At 72.4% G+C, this 12,307-nt stretch carries 11 protein-coding genes; 9 read left to right on the forward strand and 2 right to left on the reverse strand.

All coding sequences use genetic code 11. The annotated features are described in order from the left end of the window. Positions 1-18: 18 nt before the first annotated feature. Genes AC1G9L_RS06100 through xdhC form a run of 9 tightly spaced genes read left to right on the forward strand, consistent with a single transcriptional unit; the run spans position 19 to position 9,589 of the window. Entirely contained in the window at positions 19-1,215 is a 1,197-nt protein-coding gene (locus AC1G9L_RS06100) for a pyridoxal-phosphate-dependent aminotransferase family protein (RefSeq protein WP_481071028.1), read from the forward strand. Beyond that, complete coding sequence (gene puuE, locus AC1G9L_RS06105) at positions 1,212-2,102, forward strand: allantoinase PuuE (protein WP_019801939.1); 891 nt, start codon at positions 1,212-1,214, stop codon at positions 2,100-2,102. Before AC1G9L_RS06100 ends, puuE begins: the two co-directional genes overlap by 4 nt. Continuing rightward, positions 2,099-2,479 carry an oxalurate catabolism protein HpxZ gene (gene hpxZ / locus AC1G9L_RS06110; protein WP_481070484.1) on the forward strand — a complete coding sequence of 127 codons (381 nt, stop codon included), beginning with the start codon at positions 2,099-2,101 and terminating at the stop codon, positions 2,477-2,479. The genes puuE and hpxZ overlap by 4 nt, the downstream gene beginning before the upstream one ends. Then, a complete protein-coding gene (gene uraD, locus AC1G9L_RS06115) occupies positions 2,476-2,967 on the forward strand; it encodes a 2-oxo-4-hydroxy-4-carboxy-5-ureidoimidazoline decarboxylase (RefSeq protein WP_019801941.1) in 492 nt (163 codons plus the stop codon). Before hpxZ ends, uraD begins: the two co-directional genes overlap by 4 nt. Positions 2,968-2,984: 17 nt before the next feature. Continuing rightward, entirely contained in the window at positions 2,985-4,406 is a 1,422-nt protein-coding gene (locus tag AC1G9L_RS06120) for an FAD/NAD(P)-binding protein (RefSeq protein WP_481071030.1), read from the forward strand. After that, positions 4,370-4,735 carry a hydroxyisourate hydrolase gene (gene uraH, locus AC1G9L_RS06125; protein ID WP_481070485.1) on the forward strand — a complete coding sequence of 122 codons (366 nt, stop codon included), beginning with the start codon at positions 4,370-4,372 and terminating at the stop codon, positions 4,733-4,735. The genes AC1G9L_RS06120 and uraH overlap by 37 nt, the downstream gene beginning before the upstream one ends. Position 4,736: 1 nt before the next feature. Then, entirely contained in the window at positions 4,737-6,212 is a 1,476-nt protein-coding gene (xdhA, locus tag AC1G9L_RS06130; protein WP_481070486.1) for a xanthine dehydrogenase small subunit, read from the forward strand. Continuing rightward, positions 6,205-8,535 (forward strand): xanthine dehydrogenase molybdopterin binding subunit, encoded by a 2,331-nt coding sequence (gene xdhB, locus AC1G9L_RS06135; RefSeq protein WP_481070487.1) that lies wholly within the window; start codon positions 6,205-6,207, stop codon positions 8,533-8,535. The genes xdhA and xdhB overlap by 8 nt, the downstream gene beginning before the upstream one ends. Further along, positions 8,525-9,589, forward strand: a complete 1,065-nt coding sequence (gene xdhC, locus AC1G9L_RS06140; RefSeq protein WP_481070488.1) for a xanthine dehydrogenase accessory protein XdhC — start codon at positions 8,525-8,527, stop codon at positions 9,587-9,589. Before xdhB ends, xdhC begins: the two co-directional genes overlap by 11 nt. A gap of 463 nt (positions 9,590-10,052) precedes the next feature. Here xdhC and cysK read toward each other — a convergent pair whose 3' ends face one another. Together cysK and cobA are read right to left on the reverse strand one after the other, a co-directional pair. Continuing rightward, complete coding sequence (gene cysK / locus AC1G9L_RS06145) at positions 10,053-11,012, reverse strand: cysteine synthase A (RefSeq protein WP_019801348.1); 960 nt, start codon at positions 11,010-11,012, stop codon at positions 10,053-10,055. A 25-nt stretch (positions 11,013-11,037) separates the two neighbouring features. Then, on the reverse strand, positions 11,038-12,219 hold the full coding sequence (gene cobA, locus AC1G9L_RS06150; RefSeq protein ID WP_481070489.1) for a uroporphyrinogen-III C-methyltransferase: 1,182 nt from the start codon (positions 12,217-12,219) through the stop codon (positions 11,038-11,040). Positions 12,220-12,307: the final 88 nt, after the last annotated feature.

Consider the following 12,307-nt stretch of genomic DNA (forward strand, 5'->3'; position numbering starts at 1 on the left):
CCGCCGCAACGCCTGCTGATGGGGCCGGGCCCGGTCAATGCGCATCCGCGCGTGCTGCGTGCGATGTCCGCGGACCTGCTCGGCCAGTTCGATCCGGAAATGACCGGCTACATGAACCAGGTGATGGCGCTGTACCGGCCGCTGTTCGGCACCGAGAACCACTGGACCTTCCTGGTCGACGGCACCGCGCGCGCCGGCATCGAGGCGGCGCTGGTGTCGCTGGTGGCCCCGGGCGAGCGCGTGCTGGTGCTGAACTTCGGCCGCTTCGGCCTGCTGCTGGGCGAGATCCTCGGCCGCATCGGCGCGGTGGTGGAGACGGTCGAGGCGCCGTGGGGCGAGGTGGTGCCGATGACGGAGGTCGCTGCGGCAATCGAACGCTTCGCGCCGAAGTTGGTCGCCTGCGTGCACGGCGACACTTCGACCACGATGGCGCAGCCGCTGGACGGCCTCGGCGCGCTGTGCCGTGCCGCCGGCGCGCTGTCCTACGTCGATGCCACCGCGACCATCGGCGGCATGCCGATCGCCAGCGACGCCTGGGGCGTGGACGTGGTCACCGGCGGGCTGCAGAAGTGCCTGGGCGGGCCGTCCGGCTCGGCGCCGATCACCGTCTCCGCGCAGGCGGCCGAGGCGATCTTCGCGCGCCGCCACGTCGAGCGCGGCATCGTCCGCGACGATATCGCCAACGGCCGCGGCGTACGCATCGGCTCGAACTACTTCGACCTGGCGATGGTGATGGACTACTGGTCCGACAAGCGCCTGAACCACCATACCGAGGCCACCAGCATGCTGTACGCGGCGCGCGAATGCGCGCGCGTGGCGCTGCAGGAAGGCCTGCCGGCGCGCTTCGCGCGGCACGCGGCGGCCGGCCGCGCGGTCGCCGCCGGCGTGCGCGCGCTGGGGCTGCAGGTGTTCGGCGACGACCGCCACCGCATGGCCAACGTCACCGGCGTGGTCATTCCCGTCGGCATCGACGGCGAGGCGGTGCGGCGGCGCCTGCGCGAGGATTTCGAGATCGAGATCGGCACCGCGTTCGGACCGTTGCAGGGCAAGCTGTGGCGGATCGGCGCGATGGGCTACAACGCGATGAAGCACAAGGTGCTGATCACCCTGGCCGCGCTGGAGGCGGTGCTGCGCGCCGAAGGCCATGCCTGCGCGTCCGGCGCCGCGGTGGACGCGGCGCTGGCCGCCTGGCACGCCGACGGAGCGCCGCGATGAACGCCGCGCGCGACCTGGTCGGCTATGGCGCGCAGCCGCCGGATCCGCAGTGGCCCGGTGGCGCGCGGGTGGCAGTGCAGTTCGTGCTCAACTACGAGGAAGGCGCCGAGAACTGCGTGCTCAACGGCGATGCCGGCTCCGAGGCGTTCCTGTCGGAGATGGTCGGCGCGCACAGCCATTCGGGCGCACGCGCGATGGCGATGGAGAGCTTGTACGAATACGGCAGCCGCGCCGGCTTCTGGCGGCTGCAGCGGCTGTTCGCCGCACGCGGTGTGCCGGTGACGGTGTTCGGCGTGGCGCAGGCGCTGGCGGCCAATCCCGCGGCGGTGCAGGCGATGCGCGAGGCCGACTGGGAGATCGCCAGCCACGGCCTGCGCTGGATCGACTACCAGCAGGTGCCGGAGGCGACCGAGCGCGCGCACATCGCCGCGGCGATCGCCTTGCATACGCAGGTGACCGGCGCGCGCCCGCTGGGCTGGTACCAGGGGCGCACCAGTCCCAACACCGCGCGGCTGGTGGCCGAGGAGGGCGGCTTCGTCTACGACGCCGACAGCTACGCCGACGACCTGCCGTACTACGACCGCCGCCACGGCCGCGCGCAACTGGTGGTGCCGTACACGCTGGACGCCAACGACATGAAGTTCGTCGCCTACAACGGTTTCGCCGACGGCGAACCGTTCTTCCGTTACCTGCGCGACGGCTTCGAGCAATTGTGCGCCGAGGGCGGGCGGATGATGTCGGTGGGCCTGCACGGGCGCATCGCCGGGCGCCCGGCGCGCGCCCTGGCACTGGCCCGTTTTCTCGACCACGTGCTGGCCAGCGGCCAGGCCTGGATCGCGCGGCGCATCGACATCGCCCGCCATTGGCAGCGGGTGCATCCGGCATGATCCTCAACGCGCCCGAGGTGCTGGCCGAAGTGCAGGCGGCGTTCGCCGCCTACGAGCGCGCGCTGATGGACGACGACGTCGCCGCGCTGGACCGGCTGTTCCACGATGCGCCGACCACGGTGCGCTACGGCGTCGGCGAGGCCTTGTACGGCGCCGATGCGATCCGCGCGTTCCGCCGCGGCCGCGGCGGAACGCCGCAACGGCGTCTGCTGCGCGTGCAGATCGTCGCCTACGGGCGCGATTTCGCCACCGCCGATGCCGAGTTCCAGCGCCACGGCAGCCCGCGCCGCGGCCGCCAGAGCCAGAGCTGGGTGCGCTTCGCCGACGGCTGGAAGGTGGTATCGGCGCATGTGTCGTTGCAGGGGGACCACGCATGAGCGCCATCGACTGGAATGCGTTGCCCGAGGCCGCGTTCGTCGCGCGCCTGCATGCGCTGTTCGAGCATTCGCCGTGGGTGGTGCAGCGCGCCGCGGCGCGGCGCCCGCTCGCCGATCTGCATGCCGGCCTGCTGCAGGTGCTGCACGCGGCCAGCGCCGAGGAGCAGCTGGCGTTGATCCGCGCGCATCCGGAACTGGCCGGCAAGGCCGCGATCGACGGCGACCTGACCGCTGCCTCGGCCACCGAGCAGGCGCAGGCCGGGCTGGACCGCCTCAGCGCCGAGGAGTTCGCCCGCTTTCACGCGCTCAATGCCGCCTACCGCGCGCGTTTCGATTTTCCGTTCGTGGTCTGCGTGCGGCTGACCGACAAGGCCGGCATCCTCGCCGCGATGCAGGCGCGGTTGGCGAATACGCGCGAGGCCGAGATCGCCACCGCCCTCGACGAGATCGGCAAGATCGCGCGGCTGCGCCTGGAGGCGCTGTCGTGAGCGCCGCGGCAGGCGGGCTGCAGGCGCTGTCGGCGCAGGTCGCGCGCGAACTGCAGTGGCTCGGCCACGGCGGGCCCGACTGGACCCGCGCGCAGCAGCACGACGGCGAGCATGTCTACGACGTGGTCGTGGTCGGCGGCGGCCAGAGCGGGCTGGGTGCGGCCTTCGGCCTGCTGCGCGAGCGCATCTCCAACCTGCTGGTGATCGACGAGAACCCGGCCGGCCAGGAAGGGCCGTGGGTCACCTACGCGCGCATGGTCACCCTGCGCACGCCCAAGGAACTGAGCGCGCTGGACTTCGGCATGCCGTCGCTGACCTTCCGCGCCTACTGGGAAGCCCGGCACGGTGCCGCGGCCTGGGACGCGCTGGGCAAAATTCCGCGCGCGGACTGGATGGACTATCTGCGCTGGTACCGCGAGGTGCTCGGCCTGCCGGTACGTAACCAGGCGCGGTTGCTGCGCATCGAGCCGCTGCCGACCCGGCGCCTGCAACGCCTGCACCTGGACGGCGGCGACACGCTGCTGGCGCGCAAGGTGGTGCTGGCCACCGGCATCCAGGGCGGTGGGCAATGGCACGTGCCGTCGCTGGTGGCCGGCAAGCTGGCCCGCGCGCGCTACGCGCACACCTCCGAGGCGATCGACTACGCGGCGCTGGCCGGGCGCCGCATCGGCATCCTCGGCGGTGGCGCCTCGGCCTTCGACAACGCCCAGCACGCGCTGGCCGCCGGCGTCGGCGAGGTGCACGTGTTCGTGCGCCGCAACGCGCTGCCGCGGGTCAATCCGATCCGGCACATGGAACGCAGCGGCATCATTCCGCGCTTTGCCGCACTGCCCGATGCTGACAAGTACGCGATGATGGCCAGCTTCTTCCGCCGCAATCAGCCGCCGACCAACGACACCTTCGAACGCGCCGCGGCCTGGCCCAATTTCCACCTGCACCTGGGCAGCCCGTGGCAGGACGTGGCCGAGACCGCCGACGGCGTGCTGGTGACCACGCCGCACGGGCGCCTGCCGTTCGACTTCGTGGTGCTGTCCACCGGCCTGGTCACCGACCCGGCGCTGCGCCCGGAACTGGCTGAAGTGGCCGACGGCATCGCGCGTTGGCGCGACCGTTACCGCCCGCCGCCGGGACAGGACCTGCCGCTGCTGGATGCGCATCCCTACCTGGGCCCCGGCTTCGAGTTGCTGCCGCGCACCCCGGCGCACGCGGCGGCGCTGCACGGCCTGTTCGCCTTCAACTATTCGGCGCTGCTGAGCCTGGGCCTGTCGGCGGCGGCGCTGTCCGGGCTGAAGCACGCGTTGCCGCGGCTGGTGAAGGCGGTCGCCGATCAACTCTTCTTGGACGAGCGCGAGGCGATGCTTGCCGCGTACATGGACTACGCCGAACCCGAATTCGTCGGCCAATGGCCGATGCCGCACCTGGAGGAGGCTGTCGGATGAGTAGCCTGTCGACCCATGTGCTGGACCTGAGTCGCGGGCTGCCCGCCGCCGGCGTGGCGCTGCGCCTGTTCGCCGGCGAGACGTTGCTGCATGCGGACGTCACCGATGCCGACGGCCGCTGTCCGGCGCTGCGCGCGCTGACTCTGGCAGCGGGACGCTATCGGCTGGAATTCGCCGTGGGCGACTACTTCCGTAGCGGCGGCGTCGCCTTGCCCGAGCCGCCGTTCCTGGACGTGGTGCCGATCGCGTTCGGCCTGGCCGAGGCGGGGCATTGCCACGTGCCGCTGCTGGTCTCGCCGTTCGGCTACTCCACCTACCGGGGCAGCTGAGATGGAGACGGTGCGCTTCCTGCTCGACGGACAGGTGATGGAACTGGACGCCGCGGACCCGACCGCCAGCGTGCTCGACCTGTTGCGCTACCGGCTTGGCCGCACCGGCAGCAAGGAGGGCTGCGCCGAAGGCGATTGCGGCGCATGCACGGTCCTGGTCGGCGAACTGGCCGCTGGCGATGGCGCCGACGGCGACGAGCAGGTGCGCTGGCGTGCGCTCAATGCCTGCATCCTGTTCGTGCCGATGCTCGACGGCAAGGCGCTGCTGACGGTGGAAAGCCTGGCCGTCGGTGGCGCGCTGCATGCCGTGCAGCAGGAACTGGTGCAGCGCCACGGCTTGCAGTGCGGCTTCTGCACGCCCGGCTTCGTGATGTCGCTGTACGCGCGCAGCATCGGCGCGCTGGGCACCGGCCAGGCGGCCCTGGCCGACGTGCTCGCCGGCAACCTGTGCCGCTGCACCGGTTATGGACCGATCCTGGACGCCGGCGCGGCGGTGCCGCCGGCGCCGCGCGACGATGCGGCCACGCTGGCAGGCCTGCGCGCGCTTCGCCGCACCGCCGCGCTGGCGCAGACCCACGACGCCACCACCACCACCGGGCGCGCGCGCCGCGCCACCGCGCCACGCAACGCCGACGCGCTTGCCGCCTTGCTGCTGCAGCGCCCCGAGTCGCGTCTGGTCGCCGGCGCGACCGATGTCGGCCTGTGGGTGACCAAGCAGCAGCGTGTACTCGACGACGTGGTGTTCATCGGCGACATCCCCGAGTTGCGCCTGCTGCAGGACACCGCGGACGGGCTGCGCATCGGCGCCTGCGTGCGCTACAGCGAGGCGCAGGCCGCGCTGGCGGCGCTGCACCCGGCGCTGGGCGAGCTGTTGCGGCGCATCGGCGGGACCCAGGTGCGCAATGCCGGCACCATCGGCGGCAACATCGCCAACGGCTCGCCGATCGGCGACATGCCGCCGGCGCTGATCGCGCTCGGCGCCAGCCTGACCCTGCGCCGCGGCGATGTGCGGCGCACGTTGCCGCTGGAGGACTTCTTCCTGGCCTACGGCCGCCAGGCCCTGCAGCCGGGCGAGTTCGTCGAGCACGTGGACGTGCCGCGGCCGCCCGCGGACCTGCTGTATCGCGTGGACAAACTGAGCAAGCGCTTCGACAGCGACATCTCCGCGGTCTGCGGCGCGTTCGCGCTGCGCATCGGCGATGGCATGGTGCGCCAGGCGCGCATCGCCTTCGGCGGCATGGCCGGCACGCCGCAACGCGCGCGCGGCGCCGAGCAGGCGCTGCTTGGGCAGCCGTGGAGTGCGGCCACGGTCGAGGCCGCCGCCGCGGCGCTGGCGCAGGACTTCCGCCCGCTCAGCGATGTGCGTGGTTCGGCCGGGTACCGCCTGGCGGTCGCGGCGAACCTGCTGCGGCGGCTGTGGATCGGGCACGCGCATCCGCACGAGCCGCTATCGGTGCTGGAGCTGGCCGATGGCTGACGGTCCGACCGCTGCCAGCCCCGCGTCGTCGCAGGTGCACCGCGCGCTGCGCCACGACAGCGCACCGGCGCATGTCAGCGGCCAGGCCCGCTACATCGACGACCTGCCCGAGCCGCCCGGCCTGCTGCACCTGGCATTCGGCCTGAGCGAACAGCCGCATGCACGCGTGCTGCGCCTGGATCTGGCACCGGTGCGCGCAGCATCCGGCGTGGTGGCGGTGTTCGCCGCCGCCGACATTCCCGGCGAGAACAATGTCGCCCCGGTCGCGCACGACGATCCGCTGTTCGCCGAAGACACGGTGCTCTATCACGGCCAGCCGCTGTTCGTGGTCGCCGCCGACAGCCATGTCGCGGCGCGGCGCGCGGCGCGCCTGGCACGGGTCGAGTACGCGCCGTTGCCGGCGCTGCTGAGCATCGCCGACGCGCGCGCCGCCGGCGCGGTGCTGGAGCCGGCGCAGCGCATGGCCCGCGGCGGCGACGTCGATGCGGCCTTGGCGGCGGCGCCGCGACGCTGCGGCGGTGCGCTGGAGATCGGCGGGCAGGAGCATTTCTACCTGGAAGGACAGATCGCCGTGGCCCTGCCCGGCGAACAGGGCCAGCTGCACGTGCTGTCCTCGACCCAGCATCCGAGCGAGGTGCAGCACCTGATCGCGGCGCTGCTCGGCCTGGACAGCGCCGACGTGACCGTGGAAGTGCGGCGCATGGGCGGTGCGTTCGGCGGCAAGGAGACCCAGGCGGCGGCGCCGGCGGCGGCCTGCGCGCTGGTCGCCGCGTTGACCGGCCGCCCGGCCAAGCTGCGCTACGACCGCGACGACGACATGCGCATCACCGGCAAGCGCCACGACTTCCAGGTCGACTATCAGGTCGGCTTCGACGACGCCGGCCGCATCCTGGCGCTGCGCCTGGAGCTGGCCTCGCGCTGCGGCGCCACCACCGACCTGTCGCTGGCGATCAACGACCGCGCGATGTTCCATGCCGACAACTGCTACTGGTTGCCGGTGGTGGAGATCGTCTCGCACCGCTTGCGCACGCACACCGTGTCCAACACCGCGTTCCGCGGCTTCGGTGGGCCGCAGGGCATGCTGGCGATCGAACGCGTGCTGGACGCGGTCGCCGCCGCGCTGGGCCGCGATGCGCTGGCGGTGCGCCAGGCCAACCTGTACGCGGCGCCGCACCGCAACGTCACCCCGTACGGCATGACCGTGGAAGACAACGTCGCGCCGGCGCTGATCGAGGAACTGGCCGCGCGCGCCGACTATCCCGCGCGGCAGGCGGCGGTGGCGGCGTTCAACGCGCGCCACCGGGTGCTGAAGAAGGGCCTGGCGCTGACTCCGGTGAAGTTCGGCATCAGCTTCACCACCACCCATCTCAACCAGGCCGGCGCACTGGTGCTGGTCTATGCCGACGGCTCGGTGCAGCTCAACCACGGCGGCACCGAGATGGGCCAGGGCCTGATGATCAAGGTCGCGCAGATCGTCGCCGACGTGTTCGGCATCGACACCGCGCGCGTGCGCATCACCGCCACGCGCACCGACAAGGTGCCCAACACCTCGGCCACCGCGGCGTCCTCGGGCACCGACCTCAACGGCATGGCGGCCTACAACGCGGCCAGCGAGATCCGCGCGCGCCTGGCCGTGCTGGCCGCCGAGCGCGGCGGCGTGACGCCGGCGCAGGTGCGCTTCGCCGACGGCAAGGTCGTGGCCGGCAGCGTCGAACTGGAGTTCGGCGCGCTGTGCCGGCAGGCGCACATGGCGCGCATCTCGCTGGCCGCCAGCGGCTACTACGCCACGCCGAAGATCCACTACGACCGCGCCAGCCACCGCGGCCGCCCGTTCTACTACTTCGCCTACGGCGCGGCACTGAGCGAAGTGGTGATCGACACCCTGACCGGTGAACACAAGGTGCTGGCAGTGGACGTGCTGCACGACGTCGGCCGCTCGCTGAACCCGGCGATCGACCTGGGCCAGATCGAGGGCGGCTTCGTCCAGGGCATGGGCTGGCTGACCACCGAGGAATTGGTCTACGACGCGCACGGCCGGCTGCTGACCCATGCACCGTCCACCTACAAGATTCCCACCGCGGGGGATCGCCCGGCGCGCATGCGCATCGACCTGTGGGATGCCGGACGCAACGACGAGCCGACCATCCACCGTTCCAAGGCGGTGGGCGAGCCGCCGTTGATGCTGGCGATCTCGGTGTTCTCGGCGCTGACCCAGGCGGTGGCCGCGGCGGCGCCGGGCAACGGCGTGCCCGCATTGGACGCGCCGGCCACGCCGGAGCGGATCCTGGCCGCGATCGCGAGGCGTGCGGCCGATGCGCGCTGACTGGAGCCTGCACGCCGAAACAGCGCTGGCGCGCGGCGCGACCGCGCTGATCACGGTGCTGGCCACGGCCGGCTCGACCCCGCGCGAGGCCGGTACGCGCATGCTGGTGAGCGCCGACGGCAGCATCGGCACCATCGGCGGCGGCGTGCTCGAGTGGCGTGCCTGTGCGCTGGCGCGCGACCTGCTGGCGCAGCCGCCGGGCAGCTGGCAGGTGCAGGACTACACGCTGGGCGCGGCGGCGCCGGCGCGCGCGGCGGCCTGCAGCGGCCAGTGCGTGGACTGCGCGGCGCAAGCGCGGGCCGCCGATCTGCTCGGCCAGTGCTGCGGCGGGCGCGTGCGCCTGTTGCTGGAGCGGCTGGATCCGGCGCGCAGCGACTGGCTGCGGCAGGCGACGCTGGGGCGCACGCTGTCGACCCGGTTGCAGGTGGACGGCATCGCGCACGCCATCGACGACGCGTCGCCACAGCCGCTATCGCTGCGTGCGCCGGCGCCCGCGGCCGGGGCGCTGTTGCAGCAGGCGATCGGCCCACCGCGCACGCCGCTGCTCTTGTTCGGCGCAGGCCACGTCGGCATCGCCATCGCGCGTGCGTTGCGCGAGCTGCCGTTCGCCCTGGACTGGGCCGATCCGCGCGCGGACCTGGCTGCCGCTGCCGATGGTGCCGCGCATCTGGATGAAGCCGCATTGCTTGCGCGTGCCCGCAACGCGCCGGCCGACGCGATGCTGCTGATCCTGACCCACGACCATGCCCTGGACTACCGGCTCACCGCCGCGGCGCTGGCCGGCCGTGCCGGCTTCGTCGGCCTGATCGGCTCGGCGTCCAAGCGCGCGCGGTTCCTGTCGCGGCTGCGCCACGACGGCCTGGGCGCGGCCGCGCAGACGCGGCTGACCTGTCCGATCGGCCTGCCCGGGATCGACGGCAAGGCGCCGGCGGTGATCGCCATCGCGGTGGTTGCGCAATTGCTGCAGTGCGTGTCGGCGCTGGACGCGCAGCGTCGTCCGCCCGTGGAGGACGCTGCGTCGCGTCCATTGCAGTCCGCGCTCGCTGCGCGATGACGTCGCAATCGAGCGAAGCGGTGCACTTTCCGATGGCGCAGTGCGTCGGGACTGAAGTCCCTCCCACAATGTCCCAGCCAGCTTGTCGCAAGCCTCCGTAGGAGCGGCTTCAGCCGCGACAAGCGAAGCGGCGCGCGTTCCGACGGTGCCCTGCGTCGGGACTGAAGTCCCTCCTGCAGTGCCTCAGCCAGCTTGCCGCAAGCTCCGTAGGAGCGGCTTCAGCCGCGACGAACGAAGCGGCGCGCGTTCCGATGGCGCAGTGCGTCGGGACTGAAGTCCCTCCTGCAGTGCCCCAGCCAGCTTGCCGCAAGTCTCCTGTAGGAGCGGCTTCAGCCGCGACGAACCAAGCGGTGCGCGTTCCGATGGCGTACTGCGTCGTGACCGAAGTCGACCCTGCCGTGCCTCTGGCTGACGTGCCGCAACGGCATGGCGACGCGGCGGCATCCTCGCGTCGCCACGACGCTCACGGCAGGCCGGCCAACCAGTCGTCGTCGCTGCCTTCGTTGATGTCGGCGAACAGTGGCGTGGAGAAGTAGCGCTCGCCGGTGTCCGGCAGCATCGCCAGGATCACCGCGCCGGGCGCTGCGGTTTCGGCCACGCGCAGGGCGGTGGCCACGGTGCCGCCGCCGGAGATGCCGGTGAAGATGCCTTCCTCGGCGGCGAGGCGGCGCGACACCGTGATGGCGTCGGTGTCTTCGACGCTCAGCACCTCGTCGTAGACCTCGCGGTTGAGCACCTCGGGCACGAAGTCCGGGGTCCAGCCCTGGATCTTGTGCGGCTTCCACTCCTGGCCCTGCAGCAGGGCGGCGCCAGCCGGTTCGGTGGCGGTGATGTGCACGTCCGGGCGGGCCAGCCGCAGCACTTCGCCGACGCCGGTGAGGGTGCCGCCGGTGCCCCAGCCGCTGACGAAATGGTCGAGCCGGCGGCCGGCGAAATCGCGCAGGATCTCCGCGGCGGTGGTGCTGCGGTGATAGGCGGGATTGGCCGGGTTGGCGAACTGCCGGGCCAGGAACCAGCCGTGCTGCTTGGCCAGTTCCTCGGCCTTGCGCACCATGCCGCTGCCGCGCTCGGCGGCCGGGGTCAGGATCACCTTGGCGCCGTAGGCGCGCATCAGCTTGCGGCGCTCGATCGAGAAGGTCTCCACCATCGTCGCCACGAACTTGTAGCCGCGCGCGGCGGCCACCATCGCCAGGGCCACGCCGGTGTTGCCGGATGTCGCCTCGACGATGGTGTCGCCGGGCTTGAGCAGGCCGCGGGCTTCGGCATCGAGCACGATCGCCAGCGCCAGGCGGTCCTTGACCGAACCGCCGGGGTTGAACGCCTCGACCTTGACGTATAGCTCCACGTGCGCCGGCGCCAGGCGTTGCAGCTTGACGATCGGGGTGTGGCCGATGGTATCGAGGATGTTGTCGTAGATGGCCATGCGTGGGGTCTCCGGAAAGTGCGGGTCAGGCGGCGTGGGCCAGGGTAGGCACGGCCGGCTTCGGGGAAGGTGAGGGTGCGCGCAGCGGCGCGGCGCCGAACCAGTGCAGGGTGTCGGCCAGCGCAGCCACCTCGCCCAGGATCAGCAGCGCCGGCGCGCGCACCGCATGCGCGCGGGCGGTGTCGGGCAGGTCGGCGAGGGTGCCGCGCACCACCCGCTGCTCGGCGCGCGAGCCGTTCTCCACCAGCGCGAACGGCGTGCCAGCGGCGCGACCGGCGGCGAGCAGGCGCGTGCGCACCGTGTCCAGGCCGGCCACGCCCATGTACACCGCCAGGGTCTGCCGCTCCTGCGCCAGTGCGGCCCAGTCCAGGGTGTCCAGCGAGGCCTTGCAGTGCGCGGTGACCAGGCGCAGCGACTGTGCGTGGTCGCGATGGGTCAGCGGGATGCCGGCGTAGGCGGCGCAGGCGAGTGCGGCGGTGATGCCGGGCACCACCGCGTAGGGCACGCCATGCGCGCGCAGGTATTCCAGTTCCTCGCCGCCGCGGCCGAACACGAACGGGTCGCCGCCCTTCAGCCGCACCACCCGGCGTCCGCGCCGCGCGTGTTCCAGCAGCAGGGCGTGGATCTGCTCCTGGGCGACGCTGTGGCCGTCGGCCGATTTGCCGACGGCGATGCGCTCGGTACCTACCGGTATGAGCTGCAGGATCGCGGCGCTGACCAGGCGGTCGTGCAGGACCACGTCGGCCTGGCGCAGGGCATGCAGCGCGTTGCCGGTGAGCAGGCCGGGATCGCCGGGACCGGCGCCGACCAGGGTCACGCTGCCCGGGCGCAGCGGCAGCGCCTGGGGTGCGGCGGCTTCGGCGGTATCTGCAGCGGACGCCGGCGCGGCCGGCACGGCTTGCGCCAGCACCCGTCGCGCCGCAGCGGCCTGCAGTGCCTGCCGGTTGCGCGCCGGATCCTCGCTGGCGGCGATCACGAACCACACGCTCTCCAGCCAGGCGTTGTCGAAGGCGCTGCGTAGCCAGGTCAGCCGGCCCTGCGCGGACAGCGCCTGCAATGGCGGGGTCAGGGTCGGCGCGGCCACCCGTGGCAGGGCGCCGGCGGCCAGCAGCGCCTGCACCTGGCGTTCGGCGGCCGTGCCGCCGCCGATCACCAGCACGGCCCGATCGTGCAGGTCCGGATACAGGGCAATCGGGGCAGGGCTCACAGGATGTCTCGCAACGCGGGGCAGGCGGGAGCGACGACCGTAGCGCCGGCTCATAGCCCCAGGAAATGACTTCATGCCCATCGCAGAT

Source organism: Xanthomonas sp. NCPPB 1132, from assembly GCF_056629235.1.